The sequence below is a fragment of the Pseudomonas salmasensis genome (assembly GCF_014268375.2).
Classification (GTDB): Bacteria; Pseudomonadota; Gammaproteobacteria; order Pseudomonadales; family Pseudomonadaceae; genus Aquipseudomonas; species Aquipseudomonas salmasensis.
The window spans coordinates 3,356,183-3,374,375 of the sequence record NZ_CP077083.1 but is presented as its reverse complement, the minus strand read 5'-3'; the positions used below and the strand labels follow the sequence as shown (position 1 = coordinate 3,374,375).

Sequence of the window (18,193 nt, the reverse complement as noted above, 5' to 3'; positions counted from 1 at the left end):
CCGGCCCCAAGGAGAAGCACCATGAATGACAGCCAGTTGCCAGTTCCGGCACCGTCCAAGGAAGTACGCCAGTGGGCAATGTTGTGTCATTTCGCGGCATTCCTGGGGTTGGTATTTCCCTTCGGCAGCTTGCTCGGGCCGTTGATCCTGTGGCAATTCAAGAAGGACATGGACCCGCTCGTCGATGACCAGGGCAAGGAAGCGCTGAATTTCCAGATCACCGTGGCGATCGCCTGGCTGGTGTGCCTGTTGTTGGGCTTTGTGGTGGTCGGCTTCTTGCTGATGACCGTGCTGGTGATCGGGGCGTTGATACTGACGATCATCGCCGGTATCAAGGCCAACAAAGGCATTGCCTATCGCTATCCGTGGACCTGGCGCCTGGTCAAGTAACCGAGCGGCCACAAAAAAACCGACATCACTGTCGGTTTTTTTGTGCCTGGAGAATGACCTCAGATGGTCAATGTCCAGTCGTAGTCCACGATCAGCGGCGCGTGCTGCGAGAAGCGCGGCTGGCGCGGCAGGCGTGCGCTGCGCACGAACCGGCGCAGGCCTGGGGTCAGCAGCTGGTAGTCGAAACGCCAGCCCAGGTTGAGCATCTCGGCCTGTTCGTTATCCGGCCACCAGCTGTACTGGTCGCCTTCGCGGCTGACTTCGCGCAGGGCATCGACATAGCCCATGTTGCCGACAATCTCGTCCATCCAGGCGCGTTCCGGCGCCAGGAAGCCTGGGGATTGCTGGCTGTCGCGCCAGTTCTTGATATCCAGCTTCTGTTGCGCCACGTACAGCGAGCCACAATAAATGTACTCGCGACGTTTGCGTCGCTGTTTATCCAAGTAACGGGCGAAATCGTCCATTAGCTTGAATTTCTGGTTCAAGTCTTCATCGCCGTTCTGCCCGGAAGGAAGCAGCAAGGTCGCGATGCTGACCTTGTCGAAATCGGCTTGCAGGTAACGCCCGTAGCGGTCGGCTGTCTCGAAGCCGAGGCCGCTGATGACCGCCTTGGGTTGCAACCGCGAGTACAAAGCCACGCCACCTTGGGTGGGTACTTCGGCATCGCAGGCATAAAGGAAGTAGCCATCCAGTTGGAAGGCTGGGTCGTCCAGTTCAAAGGCGGAGGCACGGGTGTCCTGCAGGCAGATGACGTCGGCATTCTGTGCTTGCAGCCAACTGAGCAAACCACGCTCGACTGCAGCCTGAATACCATTAACGTTCACACTGATGATCCGCATAAATGGCCCCAAAAATCGCGTGCGTGTATGATACACGCCGTCCACCCAATTAGCTAAATCCGTGGTATCTGAGGCTTTTTTCATGCAGGCGTATCAGCGCGATTTCATTCGTTTTGCCATCGATCGCGGCGTTTTACGCTTCGGTGAGTTCACCCTCAAGTCCGGGCGCACCAGCCCGTACTTCTTCAATGCGGGCCTGTTCAATTCAGGTTCGGCCCTGGCTCAGCTGGGCCGTTTCTATGCGGCAGCCATCGTTGAGAGCGGTATTTCCTTCGACGTACTCTTTGGCCCGGCCTACAAGGGCATTCCCCTGGCTGCGGCGACAGCGGTAGCCCTGGCGGAGCATCACGGGCAGGACCTGCCGTGGTGTTTCAATCGTAAGGAAGCCAAGGCCCATGGTGAAGGCGGCAGCCTGGTCGGCGCGCCATTGACCGGCGATGTGCTGATCATCGATGACGTGATCACCGCGGGTACTGCTATCCGTGAAGTGATGCAGATCATCGCTTCCCAGGAAGGCGCCAAGGCTGCCGGTGTGCTGATCGCCCTGAACCGCCAGGAGCGCGGCAACGGTGAGTTGTCGGCGATCCAGGAAGTGGAGCGTGACTTCGGCATTCCGGTGGTGAGCATCGTGTCGCTGAACCAGGTGTTGCAGTTCCTGGAAGATGACCCGCAGCTCAAGCAGCATTTGCCGGCTGTGCGTGCCTACCGCGAGCAGTTCGGCGTCTGACACCGCTCTCCCTGTAGGAGCGAGCTTGCTCGCGAAAAACTCCCAGGCGCCGCGTTCATTCAGGAAGCACGCGTTATCGTTGACGTTTTTCGCGAGCAAGCTCGCTCCTACAAAAAAGCCCCGCTCAATTCAATTGAGCGGGGCTTTTTTGTTTGCAGCGATTAAGGCCGCTTGCGGTTACTGATCAGCGTGCCCATACCGGTATCCGTGAAGATTTCCAGCAGTACCGCATTCGGCACGCGGCCATCGATGATCAGCGAGCTGCCGACGCCGCCTTGCACTGCTTCCAGCGCGCAGCGGATCTTGGGCAGCATGCCGCCGTAGATGGTGCCGTCGGCGATCAGGTCGTCCACCTGTTGGGTGGTCAAGCCGGTCAGTACCTTGCCTTCCTTGTCCATCAGGCCGGCGATGTTGGTCAGCAGCATCAGCTTTTCAGCCTTCAGTGCTTCCGCCACTTTGCCCGCCACCAGGTCGGCGTTGATGTTGTACGACTCGCCATTGGCACCCACGCCAATCGGTGCGATCACCGGGATGAAGTCACCCTTGACCAGCAGGTTGAGCAGGTCGGTGTTCACGCCTACCACTTCACCCACCTGGCCGATATCGATGATTTCTGGCTGGGTCATCTCGGGTGTCTTGCGGGTAACGGTGAGCTTTTTCGCTCGAATCAGCTCCGCATCCTTGCCGGTCAGGCCGATGGCGCTGCCGCCGTGGCGGTTGATCAGGTTGACGATGTCTTTGTTGACCTGGCCGCCGAGGACCATTTCCACCACGTCCATGGTTTGCGCGTCAGTGACACGCATGCCATCGATGAAGTGACTCTCGATCGACAACCGCTTGAGCAGGTCGCCAATTTGCGGGCCGCCGCCGTGGACGACCACGGGGTTGATCCCCACAGCCTTCATCAGCACGATGTCGCGGGCAAAGCCGGTTTTCAGCTCATCGCTTTCCATGGCATTGCCGCCGTACTTGATCACCAGCGTCTTGCCGACGTAGCGTCGAATATAAGGCAACGCTTCGGACAGGACCTTGGCGGTGTTGGCAGCGGCTTCGCGTTCGAGGGTCATTCAGGGCTCCGGGCAAAAATCAGAACGGTAATTGGAGATCAGGGGCAACACGTTTCAACTGGGCGTGGAACACGTCCTTGATGCGCTGCAACTCAGCCTCGGTATCCGCCTCGAAACGCAGGACCAGCACCGGTGTGGTGTTGGACGCGCGAACCAGGCCCCAGCCTTTGGCGTAATCGACTCGCACACCATCAATGGTGGTCAGGTTGGCGCCTTCACCCCATTGCGCATCGTGCAATGCGTCAATGATGCTGAATTTGCTCTCCTCGGTCACATGGATATTGATCTCAGGCGTAGAAATATCATTCGGGAAGGTCTGAAACAGCTCTTCGGCCGTGGATTTCTCCTTGCTGAGGATCTCCAGCAGGCGAGCGGCGCTGTAAATACCATCGTCAAACCCGAACCAGCGCTCCTTGAAGAACACGTGGCCGCTCATTTCACCGGCCAACAGCGCGCCGGTTTCCTTCATTTTCTTTTTGATCAACGAATGACCGGTCTTCCACATTAGCGGGCGACCACCGTATTCCTTGATCAGTGGCGTGAGGCGGCGCGTGCATTTCACGTCGAAGATGATCTCGGCGTTGGGGTTGCGCGCCACTACGTCACGGGCAAACAGCATCAGCAGGCGGTCCGGGAACACGATCTCGCCGGTTTCGGTCACCACGCCCACACGGTCGCCGTCGCCATCGAAGGCCAGGCCGACGTCGGCGCCCACTTCCTTGACCTTGGCGATCAGGTCCACCAGGTTTTCCGGCTTGCCTGGGTCTGGGTGATGATTGGGGAAGTTGCCGTCCACTTCGCAGAACAGGGGGATCACTTCGCAGTTCAGGGCTTCGAGCAGTTGCGGGGCAATCACGCCTGCTGCGCCGTTGCCGCAGTCCACCACGACTTTCAGGCGGCGCGCGAGCTTGACGTCACGAGTGATTTCATCGGAGTAGCGCTGGAGGATATCGACCTTGGTAATGCTGCCGGTGCCGCTGGTCAGGTCGTTGGTCTTCAGGCGGGTGTGCAGGGCCTGGATCTGTTCATTGGCCAGGGTGTCGCCAGCGATGACAATCTTGAAGCCGTTGTAGTCCGACGGGTTGTGGCTGCCGGTAAGCATGACCCCGGATTTGCCGGCCAGTACGTTGGCGGCGTAGTACAGCGCGGGGGTTGGCACCAGGCCGACGTCGCTGACGTGGCAACCGCTGTCAGCCAGGCCCTGGATCAGTTGCTCGACCAGCTCCGGGCCAGACAAGCGGCCGTCACGGCCTACCGAGACGTTGGGTTCGCCCTGGGCCAGGCTCTGGGAGCCGATGGCGCGGCCGATCCAGTAGGCGGTTTCGGCGGTCAGGGTCTTGGGGACCACGCCACGGATGTCATAGGCGCGAAAAATGCTGTCGGGAAAGGTCGGGGCTACGCGGGCTGCGGTACTCATCGCGGGGGAAACTCCATCTGAAAGGGGGCAAGGCGGGCCTGATGTGGCTGGCCGGCAGGCTCAAACTGAAGGGTATGACGGCGTTTTCGGCAGAGAGTTCGTGGTGTAAAAATGCCATCGGCGCTTTGGCCCTAGCATTATTTTTACGTAGTCCTTTGATTTCATTAGAGAAATCTCGATGATTATTTCCGCGCATTCTTCATCCTGAACAGCCGGGCGGTGGCGCGTGGCCGGACGATGGCGTCCGGCCACGTTCAGCTTAGTCAGTGGCTGCCGGAATGCCCAAAACCGCCTGCGCCGCGTTGGGTTTCGTCGAATTCCTGCACCAATTCAAAATGCGCCTGCACCACCGGCACCAATACCAGTTGGGCAATGCGCTCGCCGATGGCGATGTTGAAAGCAGTCTGGCCACGGTTCCAGCACGACACCATCAACTCGCCCTGGTAGTCCGAATCGATCAGGCCGACCAGGTTGCCGAGGACGATGCCATGTTTGTGGCCCAGGCCGGAGCGCGGCAGGATCAGCGCCGCCAGGCCAGGATCGCCGACATAGATCGACAGGCCAGTGGGAATCAGGATCGTCTGGCCCGGCTCAAGGACGGTGTCCTCTTTGAGCATGGCGCGCAGGTCCAGGCCGGCGGAGCCCGGTGTGGCGTAGGCCGGCAGGGGGAATTCGTTGCCGAGGCGTGGGTCGAGGATCTTGGCTTGTAAAGCGTGCATGGAGATTAAACCTGGTTCAGCCGTTGGGCGATAAAAGAGATCAGTTGGCGGGCAATCTTGCCCTTGCTGGTCTGGGCGAAAAGGGTGGCGTGCAGTTCGCGGTCGATCACGCTGCACGCATTTTCCTCGCTATTGAAGCCGATGCTCGGGTTGGCGACATCATTGGCAACGATCAGGTCGAGGTTTTTGTCTTTCAGTTTACGGGCGGCGTAGTCCAGCAGGTGCTCGGTCTCGGCAGCGAAGCCGACGCTGAACGGGCGGTCTGGACGGGTAGCGATGGTGGCCAGGATGTCCGGGTTACGCACCATTTGCAGGAGCAGGCCGTCGCCGCTCGTAGGGTCTTTCTTGAGCTTCTGTGGGGCCACGACCTCCGGGCGGTAATCCGCAACCGCTGCCGAGGCGATAAACAGGTCGCAGGGAATGGCGGCTTCGCAGGCTGCCAACATGTCCCGGGCGCTGACTACGTCGATCCGCGTGACGCGATCAGGGGTCGGCAAATGCACGGGGCCTGTGATCAGCGTGACCCGTGCGCCTGCCTCGACCGCCGCTTCAGCCAATGCAAAGCCCATTTTTCCTGAGCTATGGTTGGTGATGTAGCGCACCGGGTCGATGTTTTCCTGGGTTGGGCCGGCGGTGATCAGCACGTGCTTGCCGGTCAGGGCCAGGTGCTGGAAGCACTCGGCGGCGCATTGCGCCAGGTCTGTGGCTTCGAGCATGCGGCCCAGGCCGACGTCGCCGCAGGCCTGGCTGCCGGACGCCGGGCCGAACACCTTGAGGCCGCGGGTTTGCAGGAGTTGGGTATTGGCTTGGGTGGCCGGGTCGCGCCACATGGCCTGGTTCATGGCCGGTGCGATAGCGACGGTGGCGTCGGTGGCCAATACCAGGGTGGTGAGCAGGTCATCGGCAATGCCCTGGGCCAGGCGGGCGATCAGGTCGGCTGTCGCCGGGGCGATCAGCACCAGGTCGGCCCATTTGGCCAATTCGATATGGCCCATGGCGGCTTCTGCGGCCGGGTCCAGCAGGTCGAGGTGAACCGGGTGGCCAGACAACGCCTGCATGGTCAGCGGGGTGATGAACTCACTGCCGCCACGGGTCATGACCACGCGCACTTCGGCGCCCTGGTCCAGGAGCCTGCGAACCAACTCTGCGCTCTTGTAGGCGGCAATGCCGCCGCCGACGCCGAGAACGATGCGTTTCCGATACAGACGCTGCATTGGTTTGCCTTTCCAGTTCAGTGATGCCAGTTCAGTGACGCCCGCGATGACCCCTCCCCAGGTGAAATCGCCGGCAAAAAAGAGGGCCCTACGATAACACAGCGCCCGCCGGGCAACAGCGGAGCAGATACAGGGAGGTGGGATGAGTATTCGGGATTGGCCCGTGGCGGAGCGTCCGCGGGAGAAGCTGTTGGAAGGCGGCGCGGCGAGCCTGTCCGATGCCGAGCTGTTGGCGATCTTCCTGCGTACGGGGGTTGCCGGCCGAAGTGCGGTCGACCTGGCGCGCCATCTGTTGGCGCAATTTGGTGGTTTGCGCCCGTTATTGGAGGCCAGCCAAACGCTATTTAGCCAGCATTTGGGACTGGGCCCGGCGAAGTTCGCACAATTGCAGGCGGTGCTGGAAATGTCCCGACGCCACCTGGCCGAGCGCTTGCGGGCTGACTCGGTGCTGGAAAGCCCGCTGGCCGTGCGCGAGTACCTCAAGGCGCTGCTGCGCCATGAGCCCCATGAGATCTTCGGCTGCCTGTTCCTGGACTCAAAGCATCGGGTGCTGGGGTTCGAGGTCATTTCCCAGGGCACCATCGACGCTGCGATTGTCTATCCGCGGCAAGTGGTCAAGCGCGCCTTGGCGTACAACGCGGCGGCGTTGATCCTGTGTCACAACCACCCGTCGGGGAGTGCGGAGCCCAGCGCGGCTGATCGAAAATTGACCAAGCTGCTGCAAAAGGCGCTGGACGTGGTGGATGTGCGGGTGCTGGACCACATCATCGTGGGCGATGGTGACCCGCTGTCGATGGCTGAATACGGTTGGCTGTAATGGCCCTGCCGCTGTAGGAGCGAGCTTGCTCGCGAAAAACCTGAGAACCCCGCGGGGCGTCAGGTTTTCCGCGTCATCGTTGACGATTTTCGCGAGCAAGCTCGCTCCTACAGGTGGTAGGGCTTAGGGCTTGAGGCTGACCTTCGAGTAGTCCTGGCGGCCGAACGGGCTTACCTGGTACCCGTCGATGTTCTTGCGGGTCAAGGCAAACGCTGTCGGATGCGCCAGCGGCAACCACAGCGCCTGTTGCTGGATCTGCGCCTGAGCCTGCTGATACAGCTTGCTGCGCACGCCTTGCTCGCTGGTGGTTTTGCCGGCACTGATCAACTTGTCCAGGGTGGGGTCGCAATAGCGGGCGAAGTTGGTGCCGGATTTTACCGCGGCGCAGGAGAACTGCGGCGTCAGGAAGTTATCCGGGTCGCCGTTGTCGCCGGCCCAGCCCATGAACAGCAAGTCGTGCTCGCCGGCCTTGGCGCGGCGGATCAACTCGCCCCATTCGATCACGCGAATCTCGGCCTGGATGCCAACCTTGGCCAGGTCGGCCTGCAACAGTTGGGCGCCGAGGTTCGGGTTGGGGTTGAGCAGGCTGCCGGTAGGGCGGGTCCATATCGTGGTTTTGAAGCCGTCCTTGAGCCCGGCGCGGCCCAGCAGCGCCTTGGCTTTGGCGAGGTCCTGCGGGTAGCCTGGCAACTCTTTGGCATAGCTCCAGGTGTTCGGCGGGTAGACACCGTTGGCCGCTTCGGCGGTGCCTTCGAACACGGCCTTGAGGTAGCTGCCCTTATCAAAGGCCAGGTTGATCGCCTGGCGCACTTCGGGCTTGTCCAGCGGCGGGTGCTGGCTGTTGATGGCGACGAATGCGGTCATGAATGCGGCGGTTTTTTCCACCTTCAGTGCCGGGTCTTTTTCGGCCTCGCCCACATCCAGAGGCTTGGGCGACAGGGCGATCTGGCATTCATCGCGGTGCAGCTTCTGCAGGCGTACGTTGGCGTCCGGGGTGATGGCGAAAATCAGGTTATCCACCGCCGGTTTGCCGGCGAAGTAGTCCGGGTTGGCCTTGTAACGCACCACGGCGTCTTTCTGGAAACGCACGAACACAAACGGGCCGGTGCCGATCGGCTGGCTGTTGAGCTTTTCGGGTGTGCCGGCCTTGAGCAGTTTGTCGGCATATTCGGCCGGGTAGATCGAGGCAAAGCCCATGCTCAGCGCCGGCAGGAAGGTGGAGTCGGCGTGGTCTAGGGTGAAGCGCACGGTCAGCGGGTCAAGGGCGTCGATTTTCTTGACCAGTGTGGGCAATTGCAGGGATTGGGCGTGAGGAAAGCCGCTCTGGGCGATCTTGTGCCACGGGTTGGCCGGGTCGAGCATACGCTCGAAGCTGAAGCGCACGTCTTCGGCGGTCAGGGTGCGGCTAGGGCTGAAATAGCTGGTGCGATGGAATTTCACATCGGGGTGCAGCTTGAAGGTGTACGTCAGCCCATCGGGCGACACTTCCCAGCTGTCTGCAAGGCTCGGTACCAACTTGCCACTGGCCGCGTCGAATTCCACCAAACGGTTCATCAGCACGTCGGCCGAGGCGTTGGTGGTGGTCAGCGAATTGTACTGCACCACATCGAACCCTTCGGGGCTGGCCTCGGTGCAAACGCTCAAATTGGTGGCCGCAACGGCCATCGGCGCAATAAAGAGAGGGGCAAGCAACAGCGGTAGGGCAGCGAGGCGCATATTCGGTTTCCTGTGCAGATCGAAGGCCCATCTGCGAGTGCAGTCTGGAAAAAGCCTACCGTAGAGGTCTGATTGATAAATGACTAGCCCATTTTTGCCTGTGCTTTTGGCCAAAATGCTGTTTTGATGGCGCCTGCGCGTGTTGCGCCGTGCACTTCCCTGTGACCGCAGGCGTTGTAAATCATTCTGTGCGACGAGCGGTCGGCTGTTACAGCGGCCCCTCCTGGCAGCGGTTCAGGCACTTGTGTCCAGAATTCTCGCTGCTAAAAATACACAGGTTGTTGTTGCACTGGGGTCTTTCTGGTATAAAGCAGCGCTCTTTTCTAGGGGCCCGGTTCCTTCACTGTAGGTGTAGCCGGTAAGACCCTAAAGAAACGCGGCGCCTGGCGCCAAATGACTGAGAGATTAAGCGGCCAACCCATGCCGGGTTGGGCATGTGGTTTTAGAGGGCTGAGGCATGTCGAGAGTCTGTCAAGTTACCGGTAAGGGTCCGGTGACTGGGAATAACATTTCCCACGCAAATAACAAAACCCGTCGTCGTTTCCTGCCGAACCTGCAGCATCACCGCTTCTGGGTTGAAGAAGAGAAACGTTTTGTTCGCCTGCGTGTATCTGCTAAAGGCATGCGTATTATCGACAAGCGTGGCATCACTGTCGTGCTGGCCGAAATCCGTGCCGCTGGCAAGATCTAAGGAGCTCTATCATGCGTGAATTGATTCGAATGATCTCTAGCGCCGGTACTGGTCACTTCTACACTACCGACAAGAACAAGCGTACTACCCCGGACAAGCTCGAAAAGAAAATGTTCGACCCGCGCGTTCGCAAGCACGTGATCTACAAAGAAGGCAAAATCAAGTAATTGATTTTCTTCCTTGTGAAAAAAAGCCCGTATCTCACGATGCGGGCTTTTTTTTGCCTGATCGTTCCCACGCTCTGCTGATCGTTCCCACGCTCTGCGTGGGAATGCCGTCTCGGACGCTCAGCGTCCCGCTGTCGATCAATCAATGATCAGGCTTTCTCTTCAAACACCACATAGATCTTGCGGCATGCTTCCAGCACTTCCCAGGTACCGCTGAAACCGGCAGGGATCACAAAGCGGTCGCCGGCGCGCAGCGTCTTGGCATTCCCCTCGGCATCGCGCAACACCGACACGCCTTGCACGATCTCGCAGTACTCATGCTCGGTGTAGTTGACCTTCCACTGGCCCACCTCGCCTTCCCAGACGCCAGCGTTCATCTGACCGCATGGGCTGTTGTAGTGGTTGTAGAGTGTCTGCTCGGGATCGCCCTTGAGGATTTTCTCAGCGGCAGGGCGATAGCGTTCGGGGGCGGTGTTGGCTTGGCTGAAATCGACGATGTCCTGGATGCTCATGTGCATTTCCCGTCTGGCCTGCGGTTGGAGAGCCCAAAGTCTATGTTTATTAAAATGAACATCGCAAGGGCGTTTGCCACCGTTATGTCAAATATATTGAAACATCCCCAGCCGCTGGTTTAGGGTGGCAGCTGCCTTGAGCCGAACAGCAGGCTGGTCGGGCAAGCATTCGTGATGGCGCCGGGATAAACCTCCCAGGCCCTTGTATTCAATAAGAGGAGGACACTCGCATGACCACCCTGACCCGTGCCGACTGGGAACAACGCGCCAAGGCTCTGAAGATCGAAGGCCGCGCCTATATCAATGGCGAATACACCGCCGCCGTTTCCGGCGATACCTTCGAATGCATCAGCCCGGTGGATGGGCGCTTACTGGCCACTGTCGCCAGCTGTGATGCCAGCGACGCCCAGCGCGCCGTGGAAAACGCGCGTGCCACCTTCAATTCCGGCGTGTGGTCGCGCCTGGCGCCGGCCAAGCGCAAGTCCGTCATGATCCGTTTCGCCGCGCTGCTCAAGGCTAACGCCGAAGAGCTGGCGCTGCTCGAAACCCTGGACATGGGCAAGCCCATCAGCGACTCCCTGAACATCGACGTCCCCGGCGCGGCGCAAGCCCTGAGCTGGAGCGGCGAGGCGATCGACAAGATCTACGACGAAGTGGCGGCCACGCCACACGATCAATTGGGCCTGGTGATCCGTGAGCCCGTCGGCGTTGTTGGCGCCATCGTGCCGTGGAACTTCCCGCTGATGATGGCCTGCTGGAAGCTCGGCCCGGCGCTGTCCACCGGTAACTCTGTCATCCTGAAGCCGTCCGAAAAATCCCCGCTGACCGCCATCCGCATCGCCGCGCTGGCCGTAGAGGCCGGTATTCCGAAAGGCGTGTTCAACGTGCTGCCTGGCTATGGCCACACTGTGGGTAATGCCCTGGCGGTGCACATGGACGTCGACACCCTGGTGTTCACGGGCTCCACCAAGATCGCCAAGCAACTGTTGATCCGCTCCGGCGAATCGAACATGAAGCGTGTCTGGCTGGAAGCCGGTGGCAAGAGCCCGAACATCGTGTTTGCCGATGCGCCGAACCTGCAAGCGGCCGCCGAATCCGCCGCCAGCGCCATTGCCTTCAACCAGGGCGAAGTCTGCACCGCCGGCTCGCGCCTGCTGGTCGAGCGCTCGATCAAGGACACCTTCCTGCCGCTGGTGATCGAGGCCCTCAAGGGCTGGAAGCCAGGCAACCCGCTGGACCCAGCCACCACTGTGGGTGCCTTGGTGGATACGCAGCAGATGAACACCGTGCTGTCGTACATTGAAGCCGGCCATGCCGATGGCGCCAAGCTGGTCGCAGGTGGCAAGCGCACCCTGGAAGAGTCCGGGGGCACCTACGTCGAGCCGACGATTTTCGACGGCGTGACCAATGCCATGAAGATTGCTCAGGAAGAGATCTTTGGCCCAGTCCTGTCGGTGATCACTTTCGACAGCGCCGAAGAAGCCATCGCCATCGCCAACGACACCCAATACGGCCTGGCCGCAGCGGTGTGGACGGCGGATATCTCCAAGGCACACCTGACGGCCAAGGCTCTGCGTGCTGGCAGCGTGTGGGTTAACCAGTACGACGGCGGCGACATGACCGCACCGTTCGGGGGTTTCAAGCAGTCGGGTAATGGCCGCGACAAGTCGCTGCATGCGTTCGACAAGTACACCGAACTGAAAGCAACCTGGATCAAGCTCTAAGCAACACCGCTGATCCCCCTGTAGGAGCGAGCTTGCTCGCGAAGAACCTGAAGGCGCCGCGTTTATCCAGCATGAACGCGTCATCGTTAACGTTTTTCGCGAGCAAGCTCGCTCCTACAGTTCGTTTTGCGAACCAGAATTATCCACAGGAGCGTGGCAATGCGTTGGGCGACTTATTTCGCCGTGCTGGCCTCGGTACTCAGCGTTGGCCTGGCCCTGGGTGTCAGCATGCCGTTGGTATCCCTGCGTCTTGAAGGCTGGGGTTATGGCAGTTTCGCCATTGGCGTGATGGCGGCGATGCCGGCGTTCGGCGTGCTGCTGGGGGCCAAGGTCTCCAGCCGTATGGCGTCCTGGCTGGGCACTGCCAACCTGATGCGCCTGTGCCTGTGGGCCGGCGCGGTGTCCATCGGCTTGCTGGCGATTCTGCCCAGCTACCCGGTGTGGCTGGTGCTCAGGCTGATGATCGGGGTGATCCTGACCATCGTATTCATCCTTGGCGAAAGCTGGATCAACCAATTGGTGGTCGAGCAGTGGCGTGGCCGACTGGTGGCGCTCTACGGCTGCAGTTATGCCTTGAGCCAACTGTCGGGGCCATTGCTGCTGGGCCTGATTGGCACCGACCATGACTACGGCTTCTGGGTCGGCGCGGGCCTTTTGGTGGTGGCACCGCTGCTGTTGCTGGGACGTACCGGGGCGCCGACGGCGGATTCGTTCAGCGTGACGTTTGGCGACCTGTGGCGCTTTTGCCTGGGCCTGCCAGCGATTGCCTGGGCCGTGGCGTTGTTCGCTGCCTTCGAAGCGATGATCCTGACGCTGTTGCCGGTGTACTGCCTGCAACAGGGTTTTACCGCCGAGATCGCCTTGGCGATGGTCAGCACGGTGGTGGTGGGCGATGCGTTGCTGCAATTACCCATTGGCGCGCTCGCCGACTACCTGCCGCGACGGACCTTGTTCCTGGCCTGTGCGCTGCTGTTGCTGGCGTCTAGCCTGGCGGTGCCGTTATTGATGCACACCGTGCTGATCTGGCCGGTGTGGGTGCTGTTTGGCGCCAGTGCCGGCGGATTGTTCACCTTGTCGCTGATTTTGATTGGCGAGCGCTACCGCGACGATGCGTTGGTGCGTGCCAACGCTCACGTGGCGCAGCTGTGGGGCATTGGCTGCCTGATTGGGCCGCTGGTGGCGGGGGCGGGCAGCCAGTGGATCAGCGGGCATGCACTGCCGCTGCTGATGGCGGCGGGGGCGTTGGGGTTGGTGATGCTATTGCTGCGCCAAGGGGCATTCGGCGCTACACAGCCGGCCTGACCTTGAAATGCAACCCATTGTAGGAGCGAGCTTGCTCGCGAAAAACCGGAGGACGCCGCGTTAAACCAGATGCGCTGCGTTATCGTTGACGTTTTTCGCGAGCAAGCTCGCTCCTACAGGGTTTTTAGAGCATGCGTTCCAGGCCAACACTGGTGGCGAACCAGGCGTTGAACCGCCGCCACCAACTGCCCGGTTCGCGGGTCAGGGTGTGCATCTGGCCGTTGTCTTCTGTCACCCACACCACTTGGCCTTCCTGCAATTTGGCCTCATAGCTCAACGCCGGCGCCATGCCTTCCAGCGCCAGGTTGCGTACGTGCTCGGCCAGCTCGGGGCTGTCCACCAGTACGCCGACTTCGGTGTTCCACAACACTGAGCGCGGGTCGAAATTGAACGAGCCGATAAACGACTTTTCTCGATCGAAGATCATCGCCTTGCTGTGCAGGCTGGAGTCCGAGCCGCGCCAGCTGCCATGCCGAAACAGATGCGGGCCGCTGCTTGCGCTGGGGTCGCCGGGTTGCCTGCGCAGTTCATAGAGCTTCACCCCGTGTTCCAGCAACGCCTTGCGATACGGCGCATAACCGCCATGCACGGCCGGTACGTCGGTGGCTTCGAGGGCGTTGGTCAGCAGGCGCACCGAAACACCCGCATCGGCACGCCCTGTGAGGTAAACCAGCCCAGGTTGGCCCGGCACGAAGTAAGCCGAAATCATGATCAACTCATGGCTGACCCCCTCCAGCTCTGGCGCCAGCTGAGTGGTCAGCAGCAGCCGTGGGTCGGGGTCAGCCTTGGCCAGTACCTTGCTTGGTGCGTCCCACAGCGCCTGGTTCCAAGCCCAGATCAACTCGCGGCGCCAGATGTCCATGCGCGGTTGGGTCTGGTAACTGCGCAGGCGGTTATACAGCGCGTGGTTCTGCTGACGGGACTGAGCCAGTGAGGCCTCAAGGCGCCCGCGGGCGATGGCGAGGTCGACCTTGGAGGGTTTGTTCGAGACGAAGTCATCGATCGGCTTGCTCAGGGCGCTGTTCCAGTACTGGTCGAAGCTGTGACCCAATTGCTCGGCCACCGGCCCCACGCTGAGCATGTCGATGTCGGTGAAATTCAGGTTCGGTTCGGCGTCGAAATACTCGTCGCCCAGGTTGCGCCCGCCCACGATGGCCACGCTGTTATCGGCCAGCCACAGTTTGTTATGCATACGCCGGTGTTGCAGTGACAGGTTGAATACCCGGCCCATGGCCCGCGTGACGCCGGTGCTACGGCCCAAATGCAGTGGGTTGAACAGGCGTATCTGCACCTTGGGATGGGCGGCGAGGGTGGCGATGATCTGGTCGAGGCCATCGCTGGTGGTGTCGTCCAGCAGAATGCGCACGCGCACCCCACGGTCGGCGGCCTTGAGCAGTTCGTCCACGAGCATGCGGGTGCTGATGCCGTCGTGCACGATGTAGTACTGCAAGTCGAGGCTGGTCTGGGCATTGCGGATCAACTCGGCGCGGGCCATGAAGGCTTCACTGCTGTTGGGCAGCAAGCGAAAGCCCGAGCGCCCTTGGTAGGGGGCGGCCTGGGCCTGGATCGAACGCCCGAACGAGGAGTCCATCGCCGGCAGGGCGTCACTGGGGATGCGCGGGGTGTCGACCGTGGCGCAGCCGCCCAGGGCCAGGGCGCCCAGCAGGCAAAACGGTAAAAGCCGTCGAATCATCAAGGAAACTGCTTCCAGGTCAGGGCGGTTGTGGCATATGACGGCAATTGCGTGGGAAAGGTCAGTCCGCCGTCTCTTCCAGCATCTTGCCTGCGGCTGCCCCCACTTTGCGCACGGCCTCTTCAATCTGCGGTGTTGGCTTGGCAGCGTAGTTCATGCGCAAGCAGTTACGGTACTTGCCGGAGGCGGAAAAGATACTGCCCACCGCCACCTGTACGCCTTGCTCCACCAGCACGCGGTTGAGCTTCAAGGTGTCGAACCCTTCAGGCAGTTCGACCCACAGCATGAAGCTGCCCTGGGGCCGGCTGGCGCGCGTGCCAGCGGGGAAATAACGGCTGACCCAATCAAGCATCAGGTCGCGATTGCGTTGGTATTGGGCGCGCATCCTGCGTAAATGCGGCTCGAAATGGCCGCCTTTGAGGAATTCGGCAATCGCAATCTGCGGCTGCGTGGCCGTAGAGCCGGTGCTGATGTATTTCATGTGCAGCACCCGTTCCAGATAGCGTCCCGGTGCGACCCAACCAATGCGCAGGCCGGGCGCCAGGGTTTTTGAGAACGAGCTGCACAGCAGCACACGGCCGTCTTCATCGAAGGATTTGATGGTGCGCGGGCGCGGGTAGCTGTAGGCCAGTTCGCCATACACATCGTCTTCGATAATCGCCACGTCAAAGCGCTGGGCCAGGGTCAGCAAGGCGCGTTTGCGCGCTTCCGGCATGATGTAGCCCAAGGGGTTGTTGCAGTTTGGGGTGAGCTGGATGACTTTGATCGGCCACTGTTCCAGCGCCAGTTCCAGGGCTTCGAGGCTGATGCCGGTGAGCGGGTCGGTGGGGATTTCCAGGGCTTTCATGCCCAGGCCCTTGAGGGTCTGCATGGCGCCGTGGAAGCTGGGCGAATCCACCGCGACGATATCGCCGGGCTCACAAATGGCGTGAATGCTGGCGGAGAGGGCTTCGTGACAACCGGTGGTGATCACGATGTCTTCGGCGCTCAGTTGGCAGCCGGAGTCCAATGACAGCCGAGCAATTTGCTCACGCAACTCCATACAGCCGAGGATATTGTCGTAGTACAAGCCCGGCAGGTCTTGGCGCCGACTGACACGGGCGAGGCTACGCAGCAGCGGCTTCAAGGTAGGCGACAGTACATCCGGCATGCCCCGACCCATCTGTATGACGTCTTTGCGCGGTACTGCACGAATCAGTTCCAGCACCAGGTCCCACTGGGAAATTTCCACTGGCCGTTGGGCCGGGCGGCCTATCTCGGGCAGCGCCGGCAGTTCACGGCCCACCGGCACAAAATAGCCCGACTTGGGCTTGGGCGTCGCCAGGCCGTTGTCTTCAAGCAACCGATACGCCTGCTGCACGGTGCTCAGGCTCACCCCATGCTCCACGCTCAAGGCCCGCACTGAAGGCAGCCGATCGCCCGGCCGATAGAAGCCCTGTTCGATGCGGGTGCCGAGCAATTCGGCGAGGTTGACGTAAAGGGTCATGGTGCTCGCTCCTGAGGGACCAGTACAGATAGGGGCAAAATACAGGATTCAGCCACGCACAGGGAATATCTGTATGGTTTAATAAAAGTTGGCTGAATCTGTCATGGTTCTGGCCGTCCGCGCATGCTGGTCACTCAAGGCAACCGGCCAATGAGGGGCAGTCAAATGAGCGGCATGAGCGATGTACGGCTGGCGTTACGCAGTCAGGAACTGGAAGCGGGGCAGGAGCAGGTGATCACTGCCTCGGCGCCTGGCCGCTGGAATCTGTTCTGGCGCCGTCGCCATACGCGCAAGGCCCTGCTGGACCTGAGCCGCGAGCAGTTACTCGACATCGGGCTGACCGCCGAGCAGGCGCGCCGTGAGGGCTTGAAACCCTTCTGGCGCGATTGATCAGAGCAGTTCTTTGAGACGGTGCCAGAGCATCCCCAGGGCCAGCAGCGGCGAACGCAGGTGTTTGCCACCGGGGAAGGTGATGTGAGGCACTTGGGCGAACAGATCGAAGCGCCCCTGTTGCTGGCCGCTGATGGCCTCGGCCAGCAGCTTGCCCGCCAGGTGCGTGGCGTTGAGGCCATGGCCGGCATAGGCCTGGGCGTAATACACGTTGGGTTGATCAGCCAGGCGGCCAATCTGCGGCAGGCGGTTGGCGCCGATGCCGATCATGCCGCCCCATTGGTAGTCGATCTTCACGTCAGCCAATTGGGGGAATACCTGCAGCATCTTCGGCCGCATGTAGGCGCCGATATCCTTGGGGTCTCGACCGGAATAGTGACAGGCGCCGCCGAACAACAGGCGACGGTCGGCGGACAGACGGAAGTAATCCACCGTCACGCGCTGGTCACACACGGCCATGTTCTGCGGTAACAGGCTGGTGGCTTGCGCTTGGCTCAAGGGCTCGGTGGCAATGATGTAGCTGCCGGCGGGCAGCACCTTGCCGCTCAGTTGCGGGTTGAGGCCGTTTAGGTAGGCGTTGCACGCCAGTACCAGGGTTTTGGCGCGCACAGTGCCTTGGGCGGTATGCACCTTGACCTCAGGGCCATAGTCGATGCGGGTCACTTGGGACTGCTCGTACAGCGCCACGCCCAACTGCTGGGCAACGGCGGCCTCACCCAGTGCCAGGTTCAGCGGGTGCAGGTGGCCGGAACCCATGTCGATCATGCCGCCTACATAGCGATCGGAGCCGATGACCGTGCCCATCTCGCTGGCTTGCAACAGGCGCACTTGGTGGCGGTAACCCAGGCTGTGCAGCTCTTCGGCATCTTCGGCCAGGCCTTGCAGGTCGCGGGATTTGTTGGCCAGGTCGCAGTAGCCCCAGGTCAGGTCACAGGGGATCTGGAAGCGCTCCACACGCTCGCGCACGATCTCCACGGCTTCCAGGCCCATCAGCTTCATCTGGCGCACGCCGTCGCTGCCGATCACCTGGGTGAACTGATCCAGCCCGTGGCCGACACCGCGAATCAACTGGCCGCCATTGCGCCCGCTGGCACCCCAGCCGATCTTGCGCGCTTCCAGCAACACCACGCGAAAGCCGCGCTCGGCCAATTCCAGGGCGGTGTTGAGCCCGGAGAACCCCCCGCCGATCACACAGACATCGGCGTTTACCTCACCCATCAACGTCGGGTAATCCGGTTGCGGCACGCTGCTGGCAGCATAGTAGGAAGCGGTGTGCCGGGCGCTGGCGGTCATGAGGAACCTCCCTGTCTGGAAAATTTGAC

17 protein-coding genes and 1 pseudogene are annotated in these 18,193 nt (G+C 61.1%); 8 read left to right on the top strand and 10 right to left on the bottom strand.

Annotated elements, in window-relative coordinates:
- Positions 1-21: 21 nt before the first annotated feature.
- Entirely contained in the window at positions 22-390 is a 369-nt protein-coding gene (locus tag HU731_RS15235; RefSeq protein ID WP_032894534.1) for a DUF4870 domain-containing protein, read from the top strand.
- 59 nt (positions 391-449) lie between these two features.
- On the opposite strand, the gene crc is transcribed toward HU731_RS15235, so the two are convergent.
- Positions 450-1,229 carry a catabolite repression control protein Crc gene (gene crc, locus HU731_RS15230; RefSeq protein WP_003195493.1) on the bottom strand — a complete coding sequence of 260 codons (780 nt, stop codon included), beginning with the start codon at positions 1,227-1,229 and terminating at the stop codon, positions 450-452.
- 82 nt (positions 1,230-1,311) lie between these two features.
- Between crc and pyrE the strand changes: the two genes are divergently transcribed.
- The gene (gene pyrE / locus HU731_RS15225; protein WP_186607061.1) at positions 1,312-1,956 is read left to right on the top strand and encodes an orotate phosphoribosyltransferase; all 645 of its coding nucleotides are present in this window, start codon (positions 1,312-1,314) and stop codon (positions 1,954-1,956) included.
- Between the two features lie 161 nt (positions 1,957-2,117).
- Here the strand turns inward: pyrE and argB are convergent, their stop codons facing one another.
- From argB to coaBC, 4 genes and pseudogenes are all read right to left on the bottom strand, one after another.
- Entirely contained in the window at positions 2,118-3,023 is a 906-nt protein-coding gene (gene argB, locus HU731_RS15220) for an acetylglutamate kinase (RefSeq protein WP_032894535.1), read from the bottom strand.
- 19 nt (positions 3,024-3,042) lie between these two features.
- Positions 3,043-4,449: pseudogene (locus tag HU731_RS15215) on the bottom strand (phosphomannomutase/phosphoglucomutase); the annotation flags it as partial.
- A 254-nt stretch (positions 4,450-4,703) separates the two neighbouring features.
- Positions 4,704-5,159, bottom strand: coding sequence for a dUTP diphosphatase (gene dut, locus HU731_RS15210; RefSeq protein WP_003195482.1), 456 nt, complete (start codon positions 5,157-5,159; stop codon positions 4,704-4,706).
- Positions 5,160-5,164: 5 nt separating this feature from the next.
- On the bottom strand, positions 5,165-6,373 hold the full coding sequence (gene coaBC, locus HU731_RS15205) for a bifunctional phosphopantothenoylcysteine decarboxylase/phosphopantothenate--cysteine ligase CoaBC (RefSeq protein WP_003195481.1): 1,209 nt from the start codon (positions 6,371-6,373) through the stop codon (positions 5,165-5,167).
- Between the two features lie 142 nt (positions 6,374-6,515).
- Between coaBC and radC the strand changes: the two genes are divergently transcribed.
- Positions 6,516-7,190: a RadC family protein gene (gene radC / locus HU731_RS15200; RefSeq protein WP_014720480.1), complete on the top strand. Its 675-nt coding sequence runs from the start codon at positions 6,516-6,518 to the stop codon at positions 7,188-7,190.
- 123 nt (positions 7,191-7,313) lie between these two features.
- Here the strand turns inward: radC and HU731_RS15195 are convergent, their stop codons facing one another.
- Entirely contained in the window at positions 7,314-8,906 is a 1,593-nt protein-coding gene (locus HU731_RS15195) for an ABC transporter substrate-binding protein (protein WP_120247455.1), read from the bottom strand.
- Positions 8,907-9,363: 457 nt separating this feature from the next.
- On the opposite strand from HU731_RS15195, the gene rpmB reads away from it, so the two are divergent.
- Together rpmB and rpmG are read left to right on the top strand one after the other, a co-directional pair.
- Positions 9,364-9,597 (top strand): 50S ribosomal protein L28, encoded by a 234-nt coding sequence (gene rpmB / locus HU731_RS15190; protein WP_003176907.1) that lies wholly within the window; start codon positions 9,364-9,366, stop codon positions 9,595-9,597.
- Between the two features lie 11 nt (positions 9,598-9,608).
- The gene (gene rpmG / locus HU731_RS15185; RefSeq protein WP_003176906.1) at positions 9,609-9,764 is read left to right on the top strand and encodes a 50S ribosomal protein L33; all 156 of its coding nucleotides are present in this window, start codon (positions 9,609-9,611) and stop codon (positions 9,762-9,764) included.
- A 149-nt stretch (positions 9,765-9,913) separates the two neighbouring features.
- Here the strand turns inward: rpmG and HU731_RS15180 are convergent, their stop codons facing one another.
- Positions 9,914-10,276 (bottom strand): cupin domain-containing protein, encoded by a 363-nt coding sequence (locus tag HU731_RS15180; RefSeq protein ID WP_014720478.1) that lies wholly within the window; start codon positions 10,274-10,276, stop codon positions 9,914-9,916.
- Between the two features lie 230 nt (positions 10,277-10,506).
- Here HU731_RS15180 and HU731_RS15175 point away from each other — a divergent pair, with 230 nt between their 5' ends.
- Positions 10,507-12,000 carry an aldehyde dehydrogenase gene (locus tag HU731_RS15175; protein ID WP_186607060.1) on the top strand — a complete coding sequence of 498 codons (1,494 nt, stop codon included), beginning with the start codon at positions 10,507-10,509 and terminating at the stop codon, positions 11,998-12,000.
- Positions 12,001-12,159: 159 nt separating this feature from the next.
- On the top strand, positions 12,160-13,302 hold the full coding sequence (locus HU731_RS15170) for an MFS transporter (RefSeq protein ID WP_186607059.1): 1,143 nt from the start codon (positions 12,160-12,162) through the stop codon (positions 13,300-13,302).
- A 124-nt stretch (positions 13,303-13,426) separates the two neighbouring features.
- Here the strand turns inward: HU731_RS15170 and HU731_RS15165 are convergent, their stop codons facing one another.
- Positions 13,427-14,995 carry a phospholipase D family protein gene (locus HU731_RS15165; protein WP_186607058.1) on the bottom strand — a complete coding sequence of 523 codons (1,569 nt, stop codon included), beginning with the start codon at positions 14,993-14,995 and terminating at the stop codon, positions 13,427-13,429.
- A gap of 61 nt (positions 14,996-15,056) precedes the next feature.
- Positions 15,057-16,481 carry an aminotransferase-like domain-containing protein gene (locus HU731_RS15160; protein WP_186607057.1) on the bottom strand — a complete coding sequence of 475 codons (1,425 nt, stop codon included), beginning with the start codon at positions 16,479-16,481 and terminating at the stop codon, positions 15,057-15,059.
- Between the two features lie 165 nt (positions 16,482-16,646).
- Here HU731_RS15160 and HU731_RS15155 point away from each other — a divergent pair, with 165 nt between their 5' ends.
- Entirely contained in the window at positions 16,647-16,871 is a 225-nt protein-coding gene (locus HU731_RS15155; protein WP_186607113.1) for a DUF1127 domain-containing protein, read from the top strand.
- On the opposite strand, the gene HU731_RS15150 is transcribed toward HU731_RS15155, so the two are convergent.
- Complete coding sequence (locus HU731_RS15150; RefSeq protein ID WP_186607056.1) at positions 16,872-18,164, bottom strand: NAD(P)/FAD-dependent oxidoreductase; 1,293 nt, start codon at positions 18,162-18,164, stop codon at positions 16,872-16,874.
- Positions 18,165-18,193: the final 29 nt, after the last annotated feature.

Excerpts from the sequence above, each read along its gene's own strand:
- HU731_RS15235 (WP_032894534.1), top strand. The coding sequence starts at position 22 with ATGAATGACAGCCAGTTGCCAGTTCCGGCACCGTCCAAGGAAGTACGC.
- crc (WP_003195493.1), bottom strand. The coding sequence starts at position 1,229 with ATGCGGATCATCAGTGTGAACGTTAATGGTATTCAGGCTGCAGTCGAG.
- pyrE (WP_186607061.1), top strand. The coding sequence starts at position 1,312 with ATGCAGGCGTATCAGCGCGATTTCATTCGTTTTGCCATCGATCGCGGC.
- argB (WP_032894535.1), bottom strand. The coding sequence starts at position 3,023 with ATGACCCTCGAACGCGAAGCCGCTGCCAACACCGCCAAGGTCCTGTCC.
- dut (WP_003195482.1), bottom strand. The coding sequence starts at position 5,159 with ATGCACGCTTTACAAGCCAAGATCCTCGACCCACGCCTCGGCAACGAA.
- coaBC (WP_003195481.1), bottom strand. The coding sequence starts at position 6,373 with ATGCAGCGTCTGTATCGGAAACGCATCGTTCTCGGCGTCGGCGGCGGC.
- radC (WP_014720480.1), top strand. The coding sequence starts at position 6,516 with ATGAGTATTCGGGATTGGCCCGTGGCGGAGCGTCCGCGGGAGAAGCTG.
- HU731_RS15195 (WP_120247455.1), bottom strand. The coding sequence starts at position 8,906 with ATGCGCCTCGCTGCCCTACCGCTGTTGCTTGCCCCTCTCTTTATTGCG.
- rpmB (WP_003176907.1), top strand. The coding sequence starts at position 9,364 with ATGTCGAGAGTCTGTCAAGTTACCGGTAAGGGTCCGGTGACTGGGAAT.
- rpmG (WP_003176906.1), top strand. The coding sequence starts at position 9,609 with ATGCGTGAATTGATTCGAATGATCTCTAGCGCCGGTACTGGTCACTTC.
- HU731_RS15180 (WP_014720478.1), bottom strand. The coding sequence starts at position 10,276 with ATGAGCATCCAGGACATCGTCGATTTCAGCCAAGCCAACACCGCCCCC.
- HU731_RS15175 (WP_186607060.1), top strand. The coding sequence starts at position 10,507 with ATGACCACCCTGACCCGTGCCGACTGGGAACAACGCGCCAAGGCTCTG.
- HU731_RS15170 (WP_186607059.1), top strand. The coding sequence starts at position 12,160 with ATGCGTTGGGCGACTTATTTCGCCGTGCTGGCCTCGGTACTCAGCGTT.
- HU731_RS15165 (WP_186607058.1), bottom strand. The coding sequence starts at position 14,995 with ATGATTCGACGGCTTTTACCGTTTTGCCTGCTGGGCGCCCTGGCCCTG.
- HU731_RS15160 (WP_186607057.1), bottom strand. The coding sequence starts at position 16,481 with ATGACCCTTTACGTCAACCTCGCCGAATTGCTCGGCACCCGCATCGAA.
- HU731_RS15155 (WP_186607113.1), top strand. The coding sequence starts at position 16,647 with ATGAGCGGCATGAGCGATGTACGGCTGGCGTTACGCAGTCAGGAACTG.
- HU731_RS15150 (WP_186607056.1), bottom strand. The coding sequence starts at position 18,164 with ATGACCGCCAGCGCCCGGCACACCGCTTCCTACTATGCTGCCAGCAGC.